Genomic DNA, 20,712 nt, shown 5'->3' on the forward strand with positions numbered 1-20,712 from the left:
TGGCACGTCCTGACTGCCCGCTGATAGTCAAGAAAATATTCATTGATCTCATGAACTCAAATGCATTAGAGTAATGTCTATTATGAAGAATATCGATCACTTATCCCTCGACGGCCGTTCGCTCTATATGTTGCGGCAGATTTATGAGTTGCGATCCGTAACAGAGACGGCACGCCTTCTAGGCGTCACGCAATCTTCTGTCAGTCACTCGCTTGATCGGCTGCGCGGATTGCTCGGCGATCCGCTTTTCATCAAGGTCGGGCGATCAATGGTGCCGACCGAGCGTGTCGAAGCAATGATGGACGGCATTGATCAGGTTTTGCAGGGGATTGAGGACCTGTACAGCCAGAGTGATTTCAATCCGGCCCAGTCCAAGGACCGTTTCTCGATCATATGCAACGATTTTGAGCATGACTTGTTGGTGCCGGAAATTTTCAAACGGCTGATACAGGAAGCCCCAAACAGCAGCCTGCGGACTCATCAGCGGCATGTGACGCAGACCTCCTCCCAATGCAATGGCTTGGTGGATCTGGAGCTGTGCCCCTATCCACCGCAGGACGCGGCGGATTTGGTGATTTCGAAAATCTGCACGGATCATCAGATCACCTACTATGATGCGTCTGTGCGAGATGCACCTGACACTCTGGAGCAGTTTCTGGAAGCAGACCATGCCATTCTGTGCCTTGGTCATGACGAAGACACCCATATCGACCGCTATCTCAAGGCTCGTGGCCTCAGCCGCAAGGTTTCCTATCTGGGGCCAAATTTCTCGGCCGCAGCAACGCTTGTCCGCGGCTCCAACATGCTGGCCACAGCACCGTCGCGGATGGCCAACTCGATCTTTCGTGATTTCGCCTGGGTCAAAACACCCGTACCGCTGGATCCAATCGACTTCTACATGGTGTGGCATGTCCGCAACCGCCATTCACCTCGGCACAAATGGTTCCGCGATCTGGTCAAGTCTGTGGCCCGGACATTGCCTGCGGATCTACAAAGCCCATCTCAATAAGCCAACATGAGGATCCAGTCCCCATGAATAACGCATGTGGGTCAGCCCCCTTCATTCGCGCTGCCAGACGATCGGACCTTGCCGCGATTGCCAACCTTCAGTTGGCCAGTTGGCGGGATGCCTACAAATCATTTCTGCCGCCGAGCTATCTCAGAGACAGGGCGGAACAGGATGTCAGAGCCTACTGGGACCGGTGTCGCATCAGACCGGAAGATCTATTGCTGGTTGCATTCGACACGCAGGATGAGGAGCGGATGGTGGGGTTCATTGCGGTCTGGTGTCGCCCGAACCCGTTCATCGACAATCTGCATTGTGACCCTACGGAAACTGGCAAAGGCATTGGAAAAACTTTGATGGCAGCTGCTTTTAAACAGCTTTTATTGCGAAAGAAACGAACGGTCGCACTGTCTGTCATCACTGAAAATGTCAGAGCACGAGACTTTTATCTGCGACTTGGTGGTAACCCTTTAAAACGGCAGAAAGAGGAAATTTTCGGCAATCCTGTCAATGTTGACATCATTGTCTGGAATGACATCGATACAATGGGAAACTGGTAAAATGGCAGGTTTCTGCGATTTCAACATCTTAATCAAAGTGTAAATTCGTCAGTCGCAACCAAAATCTGGTAAATCGGCTCCATCCATTCAAATTGTCAAAGTTGAGTACGTATTTCTCCCTATTTCAATATTTGATTATTGACCAATAACTGATCCATTTCCCCTTTGTTTTCGGCAATCGCAACTTTAACTTGTTATCAAGGACTTTCTTATTAAATCAATATTTACTGCTGATGCTTTACCTGTTTGAGCATCAGTCTGTCTAATTTTGTTTAAGTTGCAGCAAAAAAGCAATGAGCAAAAAAAAGGCAAGGATGAGGCGAAGGAACCTGTTCCGCCCGAGAAGGATCGTGGATCCAATCATAGGCTTAACAGGCAAATTTTATGGGGCGATTCATGCCAATCGAGCACCCACAAGGCGAGCGAGACATTGTTACGTTGTCAGATGTGATGGCTGTAAGCGCTCCCATATGGGTCTTTGATATCGACAGATGTCGGATCATCTGGGCGAATGATGCAGCCCGCCGTCTTTGGCAGGCAGAGAGCCTTGAGGCACTCTATCAGCGTGATGTCAGCAAGGATCTCGGCCCCCAACTTGTCGATCGGCTTTCCGGCTATCAGAAAATCTTCGCAACCGAATCCAACACCTTCAAGGAGCTCTGGACGCTCTATCCAGACGATGAAGAACAGCGCTACGAAGTTCAACTTCGGCGACACACCCTGTCCGATCACCGGGTTGGTGCCCTTTGCACGGCGCGAGAAGTGCCCGCCCGGAGCACAGATCGACTGCACAGCGTCAAGGCTCTGAACAATATCCCTGTTTGCATCACCCTATTCTCAATGAATGGGGAGCCGATTTATGCAAACAAGCATGCACACGATGTTTACGGCGATGATCAGCTTTCGCTCAAAGCCCGGTTTCTGGACAAGGCCGACTATGCGCACCTGCTTGAGGCACTGGAGCATGACAACAAGGCCACAGCAATCTGCGAAGTTTCCGTTCAGGACGGGATCAGATGGCATGAGATTTCAGCACGCAACTGCAATGATGCGCAAACTGGCGAAGCGAGTTACATCCTGTCCGAGGTCGATGTTACCGGCCTGAAGGAACAGGAACGACGGATCAGCTTCATGGCCCATCATGACATGCTGACCGGTCTGCACAGCCGCAATTATGTCAATAACGAGTTTCCGGGCATTCTGAGCAAGCGCATTCGCGAAAACAAGCCGATGGCGATGTTGCTGATCGATCTGGATAACTTCAAGACGATCAATGACACAATGGGCCATATGGCTGGCGACCAATTGCTGGTCCACATCGCCTTGATTCTCGACCGATTGGTGGGCGCCCGTGCCTCGATCGGGCGGTTGGGTGGTGATGAATTCATCGTCCTTTTGCCGTTTGAAACCAAGACGGAGCTGGAAACGGTTTGCGTTGACTTGCTCAAGGAGCTTTCATCCGAATGCATGATCGGCGGCCACATGGTCCACAGCCGCGCCAGCATCGGCATCAGCATATGCCCTGAGCACGGATCCGATGTTTCCACGCTGATGCGCCATGCAGACCTTGCTCTTTATGAGGCCAAGGACGCCGGGCGTGATACCTATCGCTATTTCCGTCAGGATTTACAGCAGGCAGCGATCCTCAAGCAGACGCTGGAGAAAGACCTCACCCGCGCCATGAGCGAAGGGGAGTTCAGGCTTTACTATCAGCCGCGGGTCGATTGTCTCAAGCAAACAATCCTCGGTGCCGAAGCCCTGATGCGCTGGTATCATCCCGAGCAGGGCGTCGTTCCGCCGGGCATGTTCATTGAAGCGCTTGAAGAAACCGGCATGATCCATCAGGTGGGCGACTGGATTGTGACACAGGCCGGTCGCGATCAACGCAGGATGGCCGCTGAAGGCTTCGATTTGCCAATTTCGATCAATATTTCGCCTAAACAGTTCGAGCGCCCCGATTTCGTCTCGCGCCTGAAGAGCAATCTGGCCAAAACCCAGTGCCCTCCAAGCCGCATCGAAATCGAAATCACCGAAAGCATGCTGGTGGGTGAAGGCTTCGACGCCAAACAAACCCTGCTCGATCTGCGCCGGGCCGGTTTCTCGATTGCCGTTGATGATTTCGGCACCGGATATTCGAACCTTGCCTATATCCATCAATATCCAATCTCGGTGCTCAAGGTTGACCGATCCTTCATTCAGATGATCGAAGATCAGACCTCGGTGGTCAATATGATCCTGTCCCTCTGTCGGCTGGTCGGCATCACCGCCGTTGCTGAAGGGGTGGAGACGATGGATCAGTTGGAATGGCTGCAGCTCAATCATTGCAACCAATATCAAGGCTACCTCTTCTCAAAACCGCAACCGCTTGATGCCTTTTTGAAGATCCTGCAGGACCCACCCAAATTCATCCAGTTGGCTGTGGCTGGTGAGAATGGCGATCTGGAAATCTCCTGGGCTTGATCCGACACACCCGCCATTGATCCGGTTGGGCACATCTCCCCTTACACCCCCGTTACTCGCGCCTTTCATCTGCCCTGTTTGGTGCGCCAGAAAGTGGCAAGCCAGCATGGAAATGCGAATGATCGGTCAGCCAGTAACCCCAATGGCAGAGCGGCGGCGATCCTGACGATTTTCATAGAGAATAGCGGTCATTACCAAGGCACAGCCTGCTGCCTGGGCCAGTCCGGGGCGTTCTTCGAACACCAGAATGCTCAAGCCCAGCACCCAGACTGGCTCAAGGCTCATGATCAAGCCCGCCTTGGCAAGACTGACCCTTTGCTGCCCAGCAAATTGCAGGATAAAGCGGACATAGGTGCACAGCACGAGGCTGGCGGCAAACCATCCCCATGTTTCCAGACCGGGCATCTGGTCAGGCAGACCTTCTACTGGGAAAGCCGCGGACAGGATGATGATGCCCGCAAAGAACAGAAAGCCTGATGTGGTCTGCATGGCGTTGAGGCTATTGAGCCTGTTTTTGACCAATGCAAGTCCGAAGGCCAAGAGCAAAGCTGCAACCGTAAAATAGAGATGCGCCATCTCGACCCGCGCTCCCGGTCCCAGAAAAAGACACGCCAGACCAATCGCAGCAAGGGCGATGGCAATTGCCGTTGAGCGATAAAAGGCCCAACCAAACAGCATCACCCCCAAAAAGGGCACCATCAGATTGCTGGTCGAGGAAATGAAGGCAGACACGCCGGGGCTGGTGGTCTGGGCCAACCCTTGCGTCCAGCAAATCATCGACAGGGCAAAAAACAGAGCACCGGGCAGGATCTGAAAAAAGAAGCGCCGATCGATCAGGGACCGCAGGTGGCCTGTCGTGGCAGCAACTGCGACGCCTGCCAGAAAAAAGCGGCTGCCGATGAAGAGTAAGGGAGGCAGTCCCTCAAGAGCATGAATCGAAAAGATCCAGCCCGCACCAGCCAGAAAGGAGGCGAGGAACAGCAGCAGGGTCGCATTGACGGAGGATATGCCCATATGCGCGGTTTTCATTGCATCTCCAAAGTGAAGACGAGCCCGGGACAGATCGTCCCGAGCTCGTGAAAGATGCGACAGCAATAGCAACCACTGCCTGCCTAGACAAGCAAATCTTCCATTTCCGGGGCGGCTATGAAGCGCCATTTGCGCAAAGGACCTGCCATCACATTGAGATAATACATTTCGATGCCGTAGGGCGTGCCGCAAGGATGGTAGCCACGAGGCACGCAGACCACATCCCCATCATGCACCGCCATCGTTTCATCAAGCGAGGCATCATCAGTATAGACCCGCTGAACGCCAAAGCCGTTGCTCGGATTGAGGCGATGATAATAGGTTTCCTCAAGGAAAGTGATGTCCGGGTAATTGTCTTCATCATGGCGATGGGACGGATAGGAAGACCAGTTTCCTGCCGGAGTGAAAACTTCGGTCACCAGCAGGCTGTCGCAGAAATCCTGCTCATCCATGGCGATGACATTGACGAAGCGCTTATTGGCGCCCTCGCCGCGCTCATCAAGACTGATGTCAGCAGGGCCGATATGGCGAGCCTTGTGGCCGGACAGGCCCGGAGCCTTGCAGACAGCGATGGTGCAGTCGGTGGTCGCAACCGCTTTCCAGCTTTCACCATTGGGGATATAGAGGCAATGTGGCGGGATCTTCTCGAACACATTCATCCGGTCGCCGAGCTCGCCCCAGGTCTGCCCGGCAGCATCAAACTGGGCCTTGCCTTCCACCATGACCAGCATCACTTCCTGATCGCCTGTCTCACCGGATGCCACTTCCCCGGCATGCAGTTTGTGGACGTCGAAGCCAACATAGCGCCATCCGGCGGATTCCGGGGTGATTTCTTGCACTTTGCCATGGGTCGCCTGAGGGCGATGAAGTAGATTTGCCATGTGGAGCCTCTCCCTGCCTTGTGTTGCCCATATATATCAATCGGTGGCTTGGCGTGGCGGCAACACAGCGCCCAAGAGCCATCCAGTCATACCGATCCCTATTTCGTAACTATGCCCAATCGAAGTATTTGTCGATCAGACCTCCCAGTCCTGCCATCAGATTTATCATACTTCGTCGGGCTTTTCCTCATTTTTTGTGACCGGTTGCAATTTTTTGATCAAAAAGACCATGTCCAAGTCGGATATTTGACGCATTTTGGCAGCCAGCCTACGCCCATTCGAATCGCAATATCAGGCATATTTCCGTAATTTGTTTGCCTATTGCACCGTTTGACCATCAAAAGATATCCACCGAAACCGATTGCAGAATATTTCAACCTTCAGCATTTTCACTTCGCGAATGATTAGAGGTTGGCACGGAATATGCAATTAATAAGTGCAACTTATTTCAAGAATAAAATTAAATAAATCCCACCCCTAATTTCCGGTTATCACTCTATATCGAGCACATTTTTCAACATAAACCTCGCCTTTTGAAGTAATGATGCACGTATATTTGCAGATTGACCCAACGGAATTTGCAACATTACTATTTTCTCATCTTGAAGGCGATCGCTACCTCTGTCCGCAAAGGACTTCTGGAACAAAGGCGATCCGTGCTGTCTTCGCTGTCTGGCAAACAGGCGGAATTCCAACCTTTTGGCGGGATTTCAAGCAAAGATCGACGCTTTCGGGAAGCGCGTGACACCTCACCCGAGGCACGTGACACAGGTCAGATACAAAAGCATTCAACGGATCATCGATGATGACGCCGAACGGGTTTTTGTGTCCAAATTACAGGAGTGCAACCATGGCAGTTGCAACAATCAAAGAGCTGGATGCTCTGGTCGCCCGCACCGTCAAGGCGCAGGCTGAGTTTGCCACTTTCACCCAGGAACAAGTCGATCGGATCTTCCGCTATGCCGCTTTTGCTGCAGCGGAGGCGCGCATTCCGCTGGCCATGATGGCGTCTGAAGAAACCGGCATGGGGGTGGTCGAGGACAAGGTGGTCAAGAACCATTTCGCCTCGGAATATATTTACAACAAATACAAAGACGAGAAGACTTGCGGCGTCATCTCGGAGGATAATGAGGGCGGCACGCTGACCATCGCCGAACCGGTGGGGGTGATTTGCGGCATCGTGCCGACGACCAACCCGACATCGACAGCGATCTTCAAAGCGCTGATTTCACTCAAGACCCGCAATGGCATCATTCTCAGCCCGCATCCGCGCGCCAAGAAGGCGACCTGTGAAGCCGCACGCATTGTACTTGATGCTGCCGTTGCCGCAGGGGCGCCGAAGGATATTATCAGCTTCATCGAAGAGCCGACCCTTGATCTGTCCAACGCCTTGATGCGTCACCCCGACATCAGTCTGGTGCTGGCGACGGGCGGACCGGGCATGGTGAAGGCGGCCTATTCTTCGGGCAAGCCAGCCATCGGTGTGGGCGCGGGCAATGCGCCGGTGCTGATTGATGAGCATGCGGATATCAAGCGTGCGGTGGCTTCGATCCTGATGTCGAAGACCTTTGACAGTGGCATGATCTGCGCCTCCGAGCAGGCCGTGGTAGTGGTAGACGCGATCTACGATCAGGTGCGTGAACGCTTTGCCCAACATGGGGGCTATGTGCTCTCGGGCAATGAAACTGGGGCTGTGCGCCAGACGGTCTTCCCCAACGGTCGCCTGAACAATGAAGTGGTCGGACAGTCGGCGGTGAAAATCGCCAAACTGGCCGGGATCAAGGTGCCACTCGACACCAAAGTGCTGATTGCCGAAGTCGACGGGGTCGAAGACGAGCATTTCGCCCATGAGAAGCTGTCGCCAACTTTGGCACTTTACCGCCGCAAGAACTATGAAGCAGCGGCCGAAACCTGCGCCGAGCTGGTGTCGCTGGGCGGGATTGGCCATACCTCGGTTCTTTATACCGATCAGGACCGCTGTCAGGACCGGATTGAGGATTTCGGCAAGAAGATGAAAACCGGCCGGATTCTGGTCAATATGCCATCCTCGCAAGGGGGCATCGGCGATCTTTACAATTTCAGCGTCGCACCATCACTGACCCTTGGCTGCGGCTCTTGGGGTGGCAACTCAATTTCCGAGAATGTCGGTCCCAAGCATTTGCTGAACAAAAAGATCGTGGCCATGCGCGAAGAAAATATGCTCTGGCACAAGGTGCCGAAGTCGATCTATTTCCGCCGTGGCTGTTTGCCAGAAGCCCTCAAAGATCTGAATGGCAAGCAACGGGCGCTGATCGTCACCGACCGGTTCCTGTTCTCCAATGGCTATTTGGATGAAGTGACCGCCCTGCTCCGCTCACACCGGATTGATGTCGACATCTTTGCCGATGTGGAAGCTGATCCGACCCTGTCCGATGTCCGCAAGGGGGTTGAGAAGGCCGCTGCCTTCAATCCCGATGTGATCATCGCCTTTGGCGGCGGCTCGCCGATGGATGCGGCCAAGATCATCTGGGTTCTGTATGAACACCCGGAGGTCAAGTTCAAGGATCTGGCCTTGCGCTTCATGGATATCCGCAAGCGGATCTATCCCTTCCCGAAAATGGGCGAGAAAGCGAGCTTTGTGGCCATTCCGACCACCTCGGGCACCGGCTCGGAAGCCACGCCATTCGCCGTGGTGACGGATGACAGCACCGGCATCAAATATCCGCTGGCTGATTATGAGCTGACGCCGGATATGGCGATTGTTGACGCCAATCTGGTGATGAATATGCCAAAATCGCTCACGGCCTATGGTGGCATCGATGCGGTGACCCATGCGCTCGAAAGCTATGTCTCGGTGATGGCCAACGAGTTCTCCGATGGTCAGGGGCTGATGGCGCTGAAAATGCTGCGGGGATCCTTGCCAGCCGCCTATAAGGAAGGAGCCAGCAATCCGGTCGCCCGCGAGAAGGTGCATAATGCTGCCACCATCGCCGGGATTGCCTTTGCCAATGCGTTTCTGGGTGTCTGCCACTCGATGGCGCACAAAATCGGCGCGGCCTTCCATCTGCCACATGGCTTGTCGAATGCCCTGCTGATCTCGAACGTGATCCGCTATAATGCGAACGACAATCCAACCAAGCAGACGGCCTTCTCGCAATATGACCGGCCGAAATCCAAGTGCCGCTATGGCGAAATTGCCGATCATCTGGGCCTTGGTGGCAAGGACAATGATGAGAAGGTGGAAAATCTGATCAGCTGGATCGAAGAGCTGAAGAGCGATCTGGAAATCCCATCCTCCATTCAGGCCGCTGGCGTCAGCGAAGCGGACTTCCTTGCCAAGGTGGATGAGCTGGCTGTCTGGGCCTTTGATGATCAATGCACCGGGGCCAATCCGCGCTTCCCACTGATCACCGAGCTCAAACAGCTGCTGCTCGACAGCTTCTATGGCCGGGCCTATCGCGAAGTCTATGACGAGCAGCACGAGACTTTTGAGACTGATGAGACTGTCGAGGCGGTTGCCGAGCAGGTGGTGCCGATCAAGGCGGCGAGCAAGAAGAAAGCGTCTTAAGTCTTCTTGTCGCTGAAATGAAAAAGCCGCCGGTCCGGATGGATCGGCGGCTTGTCTATTCAGAAGACCTTTATCAGCCTTCGAGCTTGTCCTGCGTGCGCAACTCAAAGTCAGAGGCGTCGTGGCGTTCATGCAGCTGTTCGCTCAGATCGCCGTTCACTCGGTTGACGATCCGACCGCGCTGTACCGCTGGACGCGCCAAGATTTCCTTGGCCCAGCGGCGGACATGTTTATAGTCTTCGACCTGCAGGAACTCGCCCGCATTATATTGATTGCCGAGTGCCAGATTGCCATACCAAGGCCAGGTTGCCATGTCGGCGATGGTGTATTCGTCGCCACCAAGATAGCGATGGTTGGCCAGTTCCTTGTCCAGTACGTCGAGCTGGCGCTTGGCCTCCATGGTGAAGCGGTCGATGGCATATTCGAACTTGAAAGGCGCATAGGCGTAGAAATGACCAAAGCCGCCGCCGAGATAAGGCGCCGAGCCCTGCAGCCAGAAGAGCCAGTTCATCACCTCAGTCCGTTTGGCAATGTCGGTCGGCAGGAAGTGGCCGAATTTTTCCGCCAGATAGAGCAGAATGGCACCGGATTCAAACACCCGCACGCCGCGATCTTTGTCGAACAGGGCCGGGATTTTCGAGTTCGGATTGATATCGACAAAGCCCGAGGAGAATTGTTCGCCATCACCGATCTTGATCAACCATGCGTCATATTCGGCTTCCTTGACCCCAAGCGCCAGAAGCTCTTCAAGCATGATCGTCACTTTCTGGCCATTTGGCGTGGCGAGGGAATAAAGCTGAAGCGGATGCGCGCCCTGTGGCAGATCCTTTTCATGGGTAGCACCGGAAATCGGGCGATTGATCTTGGCCCATTCGCCGCCATTTTCCTGATCCCATACCCAAACTTTCGGTGGTACATAGTCGTGCTTGTCGGTCATGTCGGCTTCCTTTTCGCTCTTCAGCGTCAGATTGTGGCGTCGGTGCAGCCATTTGCTGTTGGCATTTATGTAGCAAGTGGTGCGGTGAAATAAAGATGGGATTGAGGGAAATCTGACACAGGCCGATCAATTCTGTGCGAGCCATGTTGCAGATTTAAGGATCAAAGGTGAGCTTCCTCTGGGTTTCCTCCGATCTCAATGCAATACGGGCAAAATCGAGAAAGCTGCGCAGCTTGACGCTGGTGCGTCCGCCGCCTGCATGCACCAGATGTACAGGCACAGGATCCGCACGGTAAGCTTCCAGAACAGGCTCCAGACGCCCGGCACGGATATCATCCGAGACTTGATAGGACAAGGCCCGACAAAGCCCCCAGCCCTCGCGGGCGACGTTGATTGAGGCAGCGACACTGGTCACTTCCAGGGTCGGGTTGAGACGGACGCTTTGGGTCTCTTTCGGACCGAACCGCCATTCGGTGGTCGGACCGTCGGTTGCAGTGGCAATGATCCGATGCTCAGACAAATCTTCTGGCTTGTCAGGACGGCCCCAGCGGGCGAAATAGTCCGGCGCACCACAAATGACCATCCGCACCTCCCCCACCCTTATGGCGGTCAGGCCCGAAGAGGGCAAATGGCCGATGCGCAGGGCCACATCTACCCCTTCCTCGATGATATTGACGATCCGGTCAACCACCAGCACCTGAGCGGTGACATCGGGGTGAGCGTCGAGATAGGCCGTGACAACCGGCATGATATGGAGACGGCCAAATTCTGACGGGCAGGTGATCCGCAAATGACCTTGTGGCCTGACAGCGGCACCGGAGGCCGCATCATCGGCGGCCTGCAATTGGGCAAGGACAGCTTGCGTGTCGGCCAGATAGGCGGCACCGACCTCGGTCAGCCGCACCTTGCGTGTGGTCCGGGTAAAAAGCCGTACACCCAACCGTTCCTCCAGCGCATTGATGCCACGGGTGACGGAAGGCGCACTCAGTCCAAGCGCACGTGCGCCAGCCACAAAGCTCTCGGCTTTGGCCACGGCGACAAAGATTTCCAGCGTTTGTATGCGATCCATAATCGCCAAATTACTATTACTTTATGAAACAAACAATTGCAAAAGCCGATTATTATAATCAATGCATGGAAGATATATCTTGTGGTCACAGCGATGCAAGCGCATCCAGCCCGTCAAATCCGTCTTCTAGAAACCGCGTCAGGATCCTCCCATGACCACACCGATCAAGCTTTACAGATATCCTCTATCCGGCCACTCTCATCGCGTTGAGCTGATGTTGGCTCTTCTCGATCTGCCCTATGAGGCCATTGATGTTGACCTCGCCAACGGGGCGCACAAGGCGCCGGATTTCCTCAAACTCAGCCCGTTTGGCAAGGTACCGGCAATTGATGACAATGGCTTTACCCTGTCGGATTCCAACGCCATACTTGTTTATCTGGTTCAGACCTATGCACCGACCTCCAACTGGTTGCCAAGCGATCCAAAGCAAGCGGCAGAAGTGCAGCGTTGGTTGACGATTGCCGCCGATCAGATCTTTTCCGGCCCCTGTGCGGCCCGTCTGGTCACTCTGTTCGGCGCTCCGATTGATCATCAGGGAGCGATCAGCAAGGCACATGCCCTGTTCGAGATCATGAACGCACATTTAAGTGATCGCGAATGGCTCGCCAGCGATTCAATTTCCATTGCCGATGTGGCGGGTTACAGCTACATAGCCCATGCGCCCGAGGGTGGGGTCAGTCTTGACGCCTATTCGCATATTCGCAGCTGGCTTGACCGTATCGAGCAGCAGCCGCATTTCGTGGCAATGGCAGCCTCTCCCCTGCCCAAGCTGGCATAATTTCTCAAGTAAGGACCCGACCCCGTGACTATTTTCAAAGAGCCTCGTTCTGTTTTCCATGCCGGTGAGCGTGCTGTTCAGGCGCGCGCCGCAGTATCGGAAGACTATGTCGACATGGTGAGCCGGGCGATCCGCTCCGCCATGCCCGATCAGCATCGGCGCTTTTTTGCCAGCCTTCCAGTGCTGTTCATTGGATTGACGGATCAAGCGGGGCGGGTCTGGAGCGTGCCGGTCTTTGGGGCACCCGGCTTTCTGACCTCACCACGCGCCGATCGTCTTGTCGTGGATGGCAAACCGCCTTTGACGGACATTCTCAAACTGGACGTGTCGGCCGGGGCCAAGGTTGGAGCCATCGGACTGCAACTGACCACCAGACGGCGCAACAGGCTGAACGGCACTTTGCTGGAATCCGATGAAGGCTTGCTGGTGGCCGTCGATCAGAGCTTTGGCAATTGTCCGCAATATATCCAAACGCGGGAGATTGATTGGCAGGAGCAGGATCATCTGAAGCCCATGGCTGTGAAGCTCGATAGCCTGACGTCCGACGCCAAAGCGCTGATCAGCCAAGCTGACACCTTCTTCATTGCCTCTCGGTCAAAGGAGCTGACCAGCGACCCACGTGCCGGGGTGGATGCGTCCCATCGTGGCGGCAAACCGGGTTTTCTTGGCATCAATGACGACGAAAGCCTGTCTTTCCCGGATTTTTCCGGCAACAAATTCTTCAATACGCTCGGCAACATCGAAGAGGACGGACGGGTTGGTTTGTTCGTGCCCAACTTCGAAACCGGTGCTGCTCTGGTTTTGACCGGGCGCGGCAAGGTGGATTGGTCACAAGACAGGGTATCGGCCTTTGCCGGGGCGGAGCGGATCATTGATGTGATACCGGATGAAGTTTGGCTGGTCGAGCAGGCACTGCCCGGGCATGGGCAGTTGCTCGACCGCTGGCCAGCCCTCGATCAGACTGGCAGCTGGCAAGGCGAGCCAGCTTCCTGACTTACCTTTGCTCGCGTTGGGTCTGATCAGGCCACCGACGCGAGCAAAGCCTCGATATGGGCTGGGCCGGTTGGTCTGATGCCCAGCGGATTAAGGGCCTTGATCGCGTAATAGCCGCGGGTGATATGATCCATATTCACCGTCTCGATCACGCCGGGCAAACGCAGGATGCGCTCCATATAGGCAGACAGGTTGGCATAATCCTTTATCTGTCTGCGGTTGGTCTTGAAGATGCCATGATAGGCCGCATCGAAGCGAATGAGCGTGACGAAAGTGCGGATATCTGTTTCCGTCAGCTGGTTGCCAATGAGATAGTCCTGTCCTTCAAGGCGGCTTTCCAGCCTGTCCAGAATGCCAAAGACATCGGAAACCGCTTCGTCATAGCTTTGCTGGCTTGAGGCAAAGCCTGCGCGATACACCCCGTTGTTCAATTTGTCATAAATCTCGACATTGAGGCGATTGATCTCGTCTCCCAAGGCTTCTGGATAAAGGCGCAAATCAGACGGGATGATTGCATCGAAAGCCGTATCAAACATCCGCAGAATGTCGGCGCTTTCATTGTTGACCATGACATTTTGCTGCATGTCCCAAAGGAACGGTACGGTTGCGCGACCGGTAAAAATGGTATCCGCCCGACTATAGATCTCATGCAGATAGGTGGCCTTGAAAAGAGGGTCTTCATCGACACCGGGATAACCACCGAACTGCCATCCTTCATCGGACAGCACCGGATTGACCACCGTCACCGGAATCATCTCTTCGAGCCCTTTCAATTTGCGGGCAATCAGTGTGCGCGAAGCCCATGGGCAGATCAACGCAACATAGAGGCGATAGCGTCCGGCTTCAGCCTTGAAGCCGCCATTCCCTGTCGGTCCGGGGCGTCCGTCCGGGGTGATCCAATTGCGAAAGGACGAGACTTGCCGAATGAAGCGGCCTTCTTTGTCCGATTTCTGGACCGGCTGCCAGTCCTTGGTCCATTTGCCATTTACAAGCATGGTTCTGTTCCTTTGCTTTGGGGCTTAGCCGCCGTGGAAAATAAAGGAGCGCATGGAAACAGCCCCCATTGCCAAGTCTTCGGTTAGATAGGTGAGCGTGTCTTGCTCGCTTGCCGCCCCGGCAATCGTCAGGGCCGGAATATAATGGTCGCTCGAGGGATGGGCGAGCTTGAACAGGTTGCCCATGGCCTTGCGATCGGCCAAGGCCCCCATGTCCCGAGCCGTTAAACGCTGTTCAAAATGGGCGTCAAACGCGAGGGCAAAGTCATGTGCCTTGCCGTCCATCCGCAGGGCATGAAGATTGTGTACGATGTTGCCTGAGCCAAGGATCAGCACCCCACGATCGCGCAGGCTGGCCAAGGTCTTGCCCACCTCGAGATGCTCTTCAAATGGCATGGCAAGATCGATGGAGAGCTGGAAGACCGGCACATCTGCATTTGGAAACAGAAATTTCAGCACCGTCCAGGCCCCATGATCAAGGCCCCAGCGGTCATCCTCTTGCGCATGATGGCTGGCAAGCAGGGAGACCACCTCGCGGGCCAACTCCGGATCCCCCTTGGCAGGATAGGTCTCGTTATAGAGTTGTCGAGGGAAGCCATAAAAGTCGTGAATGGTTTTGGGCATTGCGGAAATGTCGACCAGCGTATGGCCTCGGGTCATCCAGTGTGCCGAAACCACCAGAATCGCCTGAGGCTGGGGCAAGCTCTTGCCCAAATCGGTCCAGCTGCGGGAATAGGGGGTGTCTTCTATGGCATTCATCGGGCTGCCATGACCCAGAAAGACCACTGGCATACGTTCGGACAGCGTCAGGCGGTCTTTGAGTTTTTCAAGGGCATATGATGCACTCATGAGTGGCTCCAATCTTGTCGGAAATTGTCAGGCACGGGAGGAAAACAGGCAATCAGACCACGCACAGGGGCGCGTTGAGGCGTCACGCAGCAGGCACAGAATGGCTCTGCCAATCACCTTCGCTGGCATCGGCCCTCTTCTGGACCCGAGGACGACCATGGTATCTTTTGCGCTGTTCATGTCTTTGCTCCAAACTTCAAAGGATCGGCCAAACCAACCCTTGCCTTTCTTCTGGAGCCACTATGCGCCTTAACACTCGTCAACAAAATGGCGTATATATAGAATAACTATCCATGAAATATTCTTAATCAAAAGCTATTCCAGCAGCCCCTTGTCGCGGATATCCGCAAGGGCAAAGTCGATCAGGCCTCTGACCTTGCGGGGCAGAACAGTGCCTGACAGATAAACCGCGCTGATCGGGTGGCTTTCCATTTGATAGTCCGGCAACAAAGGCACCAAAGCACCCTTATCCATCGCATCGGCGACCACAAAAGCAGGACAATAGGCAACTCCTTCTCCGGCGATGGCCCATTCATTTGCCACCCGTGCGCTGTTGACCATGAAGTGGCGGTTGGTTTGCACCGTGCTTGTCTCCCCTGCTTTGATGAACGTCCAACGGGACGGATCGCGCCGATTGGTATCGACAATGCAGCGATGGTCCACAAGGTCTTCCGGTCGGCTGGGCGCTCCATATTGCGCAACATAGTCCGGCGATGCCACCAGATGGCTGGCGAGCATGCCCAACTTGCGGGCCTTGAGGGACGAGACACTGGGCGTCCCTATGCGAAAGGCAAGATCGATGCCCTCCTTGGCCAGATCGATATAGGCATCACTGAGGCGCAGATCGATCTTCAAGGCGGGATGCTGTGCCGCGAACCGCCGGATCATGGCATGGATGTAAACCTCGCCAAACGTGACGGGTGCGGAAATACGCAACAAGCCCGTAAAGCCTTTCGACTGTTCCGACATCGAGCCGATGAGATCATCGAGTTCATCCAGTAGAGCAGGCGCACGTGCGAGCAAATCTTCCCCAGCCGGCGTCAGACCGACCTTGCGGGTGGTTCGCTGCAACAAGCGCGTGCCTATGCGGCTTTCCAGTTCTGCGACATATTTCGATGTCAGCCGGTTCGACATACCCAGCCGGTTGGCCGCTTCGGTGAAGGATCCGGTCTGCGCGGTGGCAACAAAGGCTTTCATGCAATCGACGAGATCCATGGGGCGGCTCCTATATTAAGAACAAAATAAGGATAGACATTCCGCTTTTTCGCCATTTCATTGAATTTAGTCAAGAGGCATAGTGGCGCCATCCCAAGGCATCCCGCTCTGAAGCGCAAGACAGTCAAGCGCCGAACGGGACGCATCCTTCGATACCCACAAATCCAAGTGGTGGCCCCTACTCCGCCCGACAGCTTTTATGAAAGACCCTGACCATGATTGATAGCCAAACCGCTCCCTTCGCCGCCTTTGTCCTGCGGGTCACCTCTGGTGCCCTGTTCCTCTCCCATGGTTTGACCAAGGTGTTTGTTTTCACCATTCCCGGCACTGTCGGTTTTTTCGAAAGCCTCGGCTTTCCCGCCCTGTTTGCCTATCTCGTCATCTTTGCCGAGTTGGCCGGTGGCCTCGCCCTGATCACAGGCACAGCCACCCGGATCGCCGCTTTGGCGCTCATCCCGACGCTTTTGGGCGCAACATTTGTGCATGCTGGCAACGGCTTCTCCTTTGCCAGTCAGGGCGGTGGCTGGGAATATCCTGCCTTCTGGATCGCCGTTCAGATTGCCATTGTCTTTCTGGGCAGCGGCGCCTTTGCCCTCAAGCTGCCATTGCAGCAGCGCTGGGCTCAGTAGGTCAATCCGTACTTGCTTGCGACCCATCATCGTCAAACAAAGGGACAGGTTGAACACCTGCCCCTTTGTCGATTCCGGGGAAACCACTGCGACAATCGTGTCATTCCGATTGACAGCAGGAATTTAGTTGCATATACAACTTTCATGACCCAGCTGTATGACATTGAAAAATCTTTGGGCCACCTCACGGGTCTTGCCAACCGGTTGTTCAGCAACCTGTTGGTTTCGCGCTTCCATCATGCGGGCATTCGCATGACCGCCGAACAATGGGGTGCGCTTCTGGTCCTGATCAATATGGAGGGCCTGTCGCAAACCGAATTGGCTGAAGCGCTCTATTTGGAAAAATCCAGCGTCAGCCGTCTTGTTGTCGGCCTTGAAAAGCGCGGCTGGGTCCAACGCACAAAAGACACCGACGATGGACGCAAGCATGTGTTGATCGCCACGCCAGACGCCAAGGCACTCGCCGCCCGATGCTCCGAAATCGCACGCTCCGTGTTGCGCGATGCAGAGACAGAGATCGCTAAGGACGAGCTGGTCAACACCAAACAATTGCTCGTCAAGATCGTTACGAATTTGCGCAGTTGCAACGACAAGACATCAGCCCCCTCAACAGAGACCTGATCGCGAAGCTGCGCCAAATAACATTCCCACAACTTGATCAAACAATGGAGATGAAACATGAGCAAACGCAACGCGCTCGTTACCGGAGGAGCCAGAGGTATTGGTGCGGCTAGTGCAAAAGCCCTGGCTGAAGATGGCTACCGGGTTTTCATCAATTACGTAAACAGCGTTGAAGCGGCCGACGCTCTGGTTGCTGAAATCACGCAAGCAGGCGGTGAGGCTGTATCCCTTCGTGCCGACGTGCGCGACGATACCGAGCTTGCCAACATGTTTGCCACCATCGACCGCGACTATGGTGGCGTTGATGTGCTGGTGTCGAACGCCAACATGCATTTCACGGCAAAGCCTTTTGTCGACCAGAGCTGGGAAGAATTCTCCCAGAAACTCAACGACGAAATGCACGCATCCTATCAGGCCGCAAAACTGGCCGTGGATTCCATGCGGAACAAAGGGTTTGGTCGTCTGATTTTCATTTCCAGCACGCTCTCGGAAGCCCCTGCGCCAAGCTTTATCGCACATGGAACGGCAAAAGGCGCGTTGGACAGCTTCTGCAAATACCTCGCGCAGGAACTCGGTCCGCACGGCATCACGGCGAATATTGTGGCCCCTGGGTTGGTGGAAACCGATGCGACGAAAGACGCTCCTGACGAGTTCAAGGAGATGATCCGCAACTTCACTCCGACCCAGAAGATTGCGACACCGGACGATGTTGCCAATACGGTTCGCTTCCTTGCTGATCCGAAAAGTGGGCATGTCACCGGCACCTATAACCCGGTTTGTGGTGGCGCCTATCTCCACTAAAAAGCGTCACGTGTCAGATGGTCTCACGGCCGTCTGACACGTGGCTTTTTCCCCTACTGATCACGGCCTTTCTTCTCCAACGCGACTGCCTCTTTGCAGCTTTTGACGCCTTTGGCTGCGATCCAGCGCGGCACCCAACACTCATCGTTCGTTTCGATTTCATCGACACATCTGCTTAATTTGCCGCCATTTCCTGGCTTGTTGCAAAAATAGACATTCTCGAAGATGCCCGGAAAGCTCAACAGAACTGCATCGCCTTTCTCCTGTTTCACTGGGGGGGCGGATGGTGTGATTTTGCCAACAAGAGCGGGATTGCTGGATGGTTCGGACACCGAAAGGGGGGTGGTCGTGACCGATGTGCTGACCGACGGCGTCGCACCCAGCGGTGTCGTGGTGACCTTGGTCATAACGCCTTTGGAGCCGGGTCGACCTGGTGCCTCTTCATCACAGTCCGGATCGCGCCTGTCTGCCACGGGTTCAGATCCACGCTGCGCCCCATTGTTTGGCATCAGCTCGGCCTGTGTTGGCTTTTCCTGCCCACGACAAACCCTGTCATTGCAGGCATAGAAGCGTTCCAGCAAGGCTTGCTGGGCCTGTTTTCCTGCCGTCTGGGCGCGGATCAAGGCCGTATTTTCATTGTTGATCGCCTCGATACGGCTGATTTTGTGGCGCAGGGTTCGTGCCTCTCCGGCCAGACGACGCATGGTGCGTGCAATCTCAAGCAACTCTGCCTGACCGTCCGCATGCAACTTGCCGAACTTGCGACCGATGCGCCCTTCTGTGCGCTCCTTGTAGAGGGCATTGGCCTCTTCGGCTTCACGCAATAGCGCCTCGCGCTTGTTTTTCATGGCACGCAATTCTGAAACACTGGTATCGGGCAAGGCGGCGAGGCGTTTGCCAACAAAGGCCAGCCTGTCGCCATTGGCCTTGAGGTCCAAAGCCAGTGAGCGGCACTGGGCGCATTGCGGTTTGAAGATCAAATCATCATCCGTGATGGTGTGAAGCTCTGCCGCCGCCGTTTCAAGATGGCCTTCAAGCGCTCCGATCATCTGGTCGAGCTTGCCCTGCAAGTCCGTTTGCGCTTCTTGGAGCCGCACTTTGCCATTGCGCGGATCGCGTTCAAGCGGTGGCAAATCGACAAGCCCGCGGGTCGCAGTGGTGGAATTGCAGCGGCTATGAGCGCAAGGCGCAATCGTATCGATCGCCTTTTTCAGCTTGGCGTCCAGTTTTGACAGGCGGCTGAGCTGATCGCGGACCTCTTCCTGCGCGGCGACTTGTTTGAGATATGGATGTCCCTGAGCTGCGAATTGTTGACGTGCCTTTTGAATCTTGGCGCGAAAATCCGTCAGGGCTGGTTCGGAAATTTTGGTCTTCACATAGCGCGATGCAATCTGGGTCATGGCGAAAGCAACTTTGCGCATCGCATTGGCCCGCACTTTTGCCTTGGCGTTGGAAAGGGCCTTTGTGCCTTCCTTCTGCCAAGTGTCGGCCATTGCACCAAGCTCCTTCAACTCCTTTTGCATTTTGACCAGTTCGTCACGGGCGCTCAGAGCGTCAACCGCGTTGCTGCTATTCTCCTTGATGGCGGTCCTGCCTGCCTCGTTGATCAAGGGCAAATTGTCAATCAGCAGGCTATCCTCAAGCAATGCCTTGAGGTTGATCCGGTCTTTGGCCGCGGCATCACTGACATCCGGCTGGTAGGTGATGGACTCCACCTGATGCTGGAGATGGTTGTAGCTGTGGTCAAAGCGATTAAGCAGAGAATTGAGATCCTTGATCGTCTCCCAGATGGCAGCCGGATTGCGGAGTGTCTCAGTGAGGGACTGTTGGGCCATGCCCCTTAGATTGTCGATGACGCCATTAACCTCGGTCGCAGTGCCGAGCATTTCGTCAGTTGCCCGCGATGAACTGGCTGCAATCCGGGCGGCTTCGAGTTGACCGGACAGGCGGTCATTGTTGGTTATGGCCTCCAGATTGGCCTTCTCCAGCAACGCCTCTTCGGCTTCGAGCGTTTCCGCATAGCGGTCCAGCGCGGTTCTGACATTGGTGAGATCGGCCAGAATATGGGCTTCGCCACGACATTGTTTGGGACCACATGCGTCCTTAGAACAGTCGCTTGCCTTGTTGCCTGCGCGCTGCTGCAAGGCTTCCACCCGCGACAGGAGGGTTTGAAACCTGTCACCGGTCTCCGCCCCGACCTGGGAGACAGTCGCCATCATGGCAACCAGAAGCCCTGCGAGAGCAGCCAAGGCGTTGCCCCCGCCCTTTGACACGTCCCTTGTCGTCCCACTCATCATCCCACCTCCCCATTTCATACCGATCCCCGACGCATTGCCAGCTCG

18 protein-coding genes are annotated in these 20,712 nt (G+C 55.0%); 9 read left to right on the top strand and 9 right to left on the bottom strand.

Annotated elements, in window-relative coordinates; genetic code table 11:
- The first annotated feature begins 82 nt into the window (after positions 1 to 82).
- The 3 genes from FDK21_RS14805 to FDK21_RS14815 all read left to right on the top strand — a co-directional run bounded on the left by FDK21_RS14805 (position 83) and on the right by FDK21_RS14815 (position 4,026).
- The gene (locus FDK21_RS14805; RefSeq protein WP_171022103.1) at positions 83 to 1,009 is read left to right on the top strand and encodes a LysR family transcriptional regulator; all 927 of its coding nucleotides are present in this window, start codon (positions 83 to 85) and stop codon (positions 1,007 to 1,009) included.
- 23 nt (positions 1,010 to 1,032) lie between these two features.
- Positions 1,033 to 1,566: a GNAT family N-acetyltransferase gene (locus FDK21_RS14810; protein WP_171022104.1), complete on the top strand. Its 534-nt coding sequence runs from the start codon at positions 1,033 to 1,035 to the stop codon at positions 1,564 to 1,566.
- A gap of 396 nt (positions 1,567 to 1,962) precedes the next feature.
- Positions 1,963 to 4,026, top strand: coding sequence for a bifunctional diguanylate cyclase/phosphodiesterase (locus tag FDK21_RS14815; RefSeq protein ID WP_171022105.1), 2,064 nt, complete (start codon positions 1,963 to 1,965; stop codon positions 4,024 to 4,026).
- Between the two features lie 126 nt (positions 4,027 to 4,152).
- On the opposite strand, the gene FDK21_RS14820 is transcribed toward FDK21_RS14815, so the two are convergent.
- Both FDK21_RS14820 and iolB read right to left on the bottom strand, forming a co-directional pair.
- A complete protein-coding gene (locus FDK21_RS14820) occupies positions 4,153 to 5,055 on the bottom strand; it encodes a DMT family transporter (RefSeq protein WP_171022106.1) in 903 nt (300 codons plus the stop codon).
- An 83-nt stretch (positions 5,056 to 5,138) separates the two neighbouring features.
- Positions 5,139 to 5,936, bottom strand: a complete 798-nt coding sequence (iolB, locus tag FDK21_RS14825; protein WP_138149431.1) for a 5-deoxy-glucuronate isomerase — start codon at positions 5,934 to 5,936, stop codon at positions 5,139 to 5,141.
- A gap of 850 nt (positions 5,937 to 6,786) precedes the next feature.
- Between iolB and adhE the strand changes: the two genes are divergently transcribed.
- Entirely contained in the window at positions 6,787 to 9,483 is a 2,697-nt protein-coding gene (gene adhE, locus FDK21_RS14830; RefSeq protein ID WP_138149433.1) for a bifunctional acetaldehyde-CoA/alcohol dehydrogenase, read from the top strand.
- Positions 9,484 to 9,556: 73 nt separating this feature from the next.
- On the opposite strand, the gene yghU is transcribed toward adhE, so the two are convergent.
- Together yghU and FDK21_RS14840 are read right to left on the bottom strand one after the other, a co-directional pair.
- Complete coding sequence (gene yghU, locus FDK21_RS14835; RefSeq protein WP_138149435.1) at positions 9,557 to 10,420, bottom strand: glutathione-dependent disulfide-bond oxidoreductase; 864 nt, start codon at positions 10,418 to 10,420, stop codon at positions 9,557 to 9,559.
- Positions 10,421 to 10,574: 154 nt separating this feature from the next.
- The gene (locus FDK21_RS14840; RefSeq protein ID WP_114009997.1) at positions 10,575 to 11,489 is read right to left on the bottom strand and encodes a LysR family transcriptional regulator; all 915 of its coding nucleotides are present in this window, start codon (positions 11,487 to 11,489) and stop codon (positions 10,575 to 10,577) included.
- 151 nt (positions 11,490 to 11,640) lie between these two features.
- On the opposite strand from FDK21_RS14840, the gene FDK21_RS14845 reads away from it, so the two are divergent.
- Positions 11,641 to 12,267: a glutathione S-transferase gene (locus tag FDK21_RS14845; protein WP_138149437.1), complete on the top strand. Its 627-nt coding sequence runs from the start codon at positions 11,641 to 11,643 to the stop codon at positions 12,265 to 12,267.
- Positions 12,268 to 12,291: 24 nt separating this feature from the next.
- Positions 12,292 to 13,260 carry a pyridoxamine 5'-phosphate oxidase family protein gene (locus FDK21_RS14850; protein WP_210238792.1) on the top strand — a complete coding sequence of 323 codons (969 nt, stop codon included), beginning with the start codon at positions 12,292 to 12,294 and terminating at the stop codon, positions 13,258 to 13,260.
- A 26-nt stretch (positions 13,261 to 13,286) separates the two neighbouring features.
- Here the strand turns inward: FDK21_RS14850 and FDK21_RS14855 are convergent, their stop codons facing one another.
- The 4 genes from FDK21_RS14855 to FDK21_RS14865 form a co-directional block, all read right to left on the bottom strand.
- Positions 13,287 to 14,255, bottom strand: coding sequence for a glutathione S-transferase C-terminal domain-containing protein (locus FDK21_RS14855; protein WP_138149439.1), 969 nt, complete (start codon positions 14,253 to 14,255; stop codon positions 13,287 to 13,289).
- 24 nt (positions 14,256 to 14,279) lie between these two features.
- A complete protein-coding gene (ygiD, locus tag FDK21_RS14860) occupies positions 14,280 to 15,104 on the bottom strand; it encodes a 4,5-DOPA dioxygenase extradiol (RefSeq protein WP_138149441.1) in 825 nt (274 codons plus the stop codon).
- 27 nt (positions 15,105 to 15,131) lie between these two features.
- Complete coding sequence (locus FDK21_RS20805; RefSeq protein ID WP_210238793.1) at positions 15,132 to 15,284, bottom strand: hypothetical protein; 153 nt, start codon at positions 15,282 to 15,284, stop codon at positions 15,132 to 15,134.
- Positions 15,285 to 15,419: 135 nt separating this feature from the next.
- Positions 15,420 to 16,319, bottom strand: a complete 900-nt coding sequence (locus FDK21_RS14865; RefSeq protein ID WP_114009992.1) for a LysR family transcriptional regulator — start codon at positions 16,317 to 16,319, stop codon at positions 15,420 to 15,422.
- 215 nt (positions 16,320 to 16,534) lie between these two features.
- Here FDK21_RS14865 and FDK21_RS14870 point away from each other — a divergent pair, with 215 nt between their 5' ends.
- From FDK21_RS14870 to FDK21_RS14880, 3 genes are all read left to right on the top strand, one after another.
- Entirely contained in the window at positions 16,535 to 16,948 is a 414-nt protein-coding gene (locus FDK21_RS14870) for a DoxX family protein (protein ID WP_138149443.1), read from the top strand.
- A gap of 144 nt (positions 16,949 to 17,092) precedes the next feature.
- Complete coding sequence (locus FDK21_RS14875; RefSeq protein WP_114009990.1) at positions 17,093 to 17,569, top strand: MarR family transcriptional regulator; 477 nt, start codon at positions 17,093 to 17,095, stop codon at positions 17,567 to 17,569.
- A 57-nt stretch (positions 17,570 to 17,626) separates the two neighbouring features.
- A complete protein-coding gene (locus tag FDK21_RS14880) occupies positions 17,627 to 18,370 on the top strand; it encodes an SDR family oxidoreductase (RefSeq protein WP_114009989.1) in 744 nt (247 codons plus the stop codon).
- 53 nt (positions 18,371 to 18,423) lie between these two features.
- On the opposite strand, the gene FDK21_RS14885 is transcribed toward FDK21_RS14880, so the two are convergent.
- A complete protein-coding gene (locus tag FDK21_RS14885) occupies positions 18,424 to 20,664 on the bottom strand; it encodes a hypothetical protein (protein WP_138149445.1) in 2,241 nt (746 codons plus the stop codon).
- Between the last annotated feature and the right edge of the window lie 48 nt (positions 20,665 to 20,712).

Source organism: Cohaesibacter sp. CAU 1516 (assembly GCF_005771485.1).
Classification (GTDB): domain Bacteria; phylum Pseudomonadota; class Alphaproteobacteria; order Rhizobiales; family Cohaesibacteraceae; genus Cohaesibacter; species Cohaesibacter intestini.

Coding starts and splice junctions, on each gene's coding strand:
- iolB (WP_138149431.1), bottom strand. CDS start 5,936: ATGGCAAATCTACTTCATCGCCCTCAGGCGACCCATGGCAAAGTGCAA.
- FDK21_RS14820 (WP_171022106.1), bottom strand. CDS start 5,055: ATGAAAACCGCGCATATGGGCATATCCTCCGTCAATGCGACCCTGCTG.
- FDK21_RS14815 (WP_171022105.1), top strand. CDS start 1,963: ATGCCAATCGAGCACCCACAAGGCGAGCGAGACATTGTTACGTTGTCA.
- FDK21_RS14885 (WP_138149445.1), bottom strand. CDS start 20,664: ATGAGTGGGACGACAAGGGACGTGTCAAAGGGCGGGGGCAACGCCTTG.
- yghU (WP_138149435.1), bottom strand. CDS start 10,420: ATGACCGACAAGCACGACTATGTACCACCGAAAGTTTGGGTATGGGAT.
- FDK21_RS14870 (WP_138149443.1), top strand. CDS start 16,535: ATGATTGATAGCCAAACCGCTCCCTTCGCCGCCTTTGTCCTGCGGGTC.
- FDK21_RS14865 (WP_114009992.1), bottom strand. CDS start 16,319: ATGGATCTCGTCGATTGCATGAAAGCCTTTGTTGCCACCGCGCAGACC.
- FDK21_RS20805 (WP_210238793.1), bottom strand. CDS start 15,284: ATGAACAGCGCAAAAGATACCATGGTCGTCCTCGGGTCCAGAAGAGGG.
- FDK21_RS14845 (WP_138149437.1), top strand. CDS start 11,641: ATGACCACACCGATCAAGCTTTACAGATATCCTCTATCCGGCCACTCT.
- FDK21_RS14855 (WP_138149439.1), bottom strand. CDS start 14,255: ATGCTTGTAAATGGCAAATGGACCAAGGACTGGCAGCCGGTCCAGAAA.
- ygiD (WP_138149441.1), bottom strand. CDS start 15,104: ATGAGTGCATCATATGCCCTTGAAAAACTCAAAGACCGCCTGACGCTG.
- FDK21_RS14810 (WP_171022104.1), top strand. CDS start 1,033: ATGAATAACGCATGTGGGTCAGCCCCCTTCATTCGCGCTGCCAGACGA.
- FDK21_RS14840 (WP_114009997.1), bottom strand. CDS start 11,489: ATGGATCGCATACAAACGCTGGAAATCTTTGTCGCCGTGGCCAAAGCC.
- FDK21_RS14880 (WP_114009989.1), top strand. CDS start 17,627: ATGAGCAAACGCAACGCGCTCGTTACCGGAGGAGCCAGAGGTATTGGT.
- FDK21_RS14805 (WP_171022103.1), top strand. CDS start 83: ATGAAGAATATCGATCACTTATCCCTCGACGGCCGTTCGCTCTATATG.
- FDK21_RS14875 (WP_114009990.1), top strand. CDS start 17,093: ATGACCCAGCTGTATGACATTGAAAAATCTTTGGGCCACCTCACGGGT.
- adhE (WP_138149433.1), top strand. CDS start 6,787: ATGGCAGTTGCAACAATCAAAGAGCTGGATGCTCTGGTCGCCCGCACC.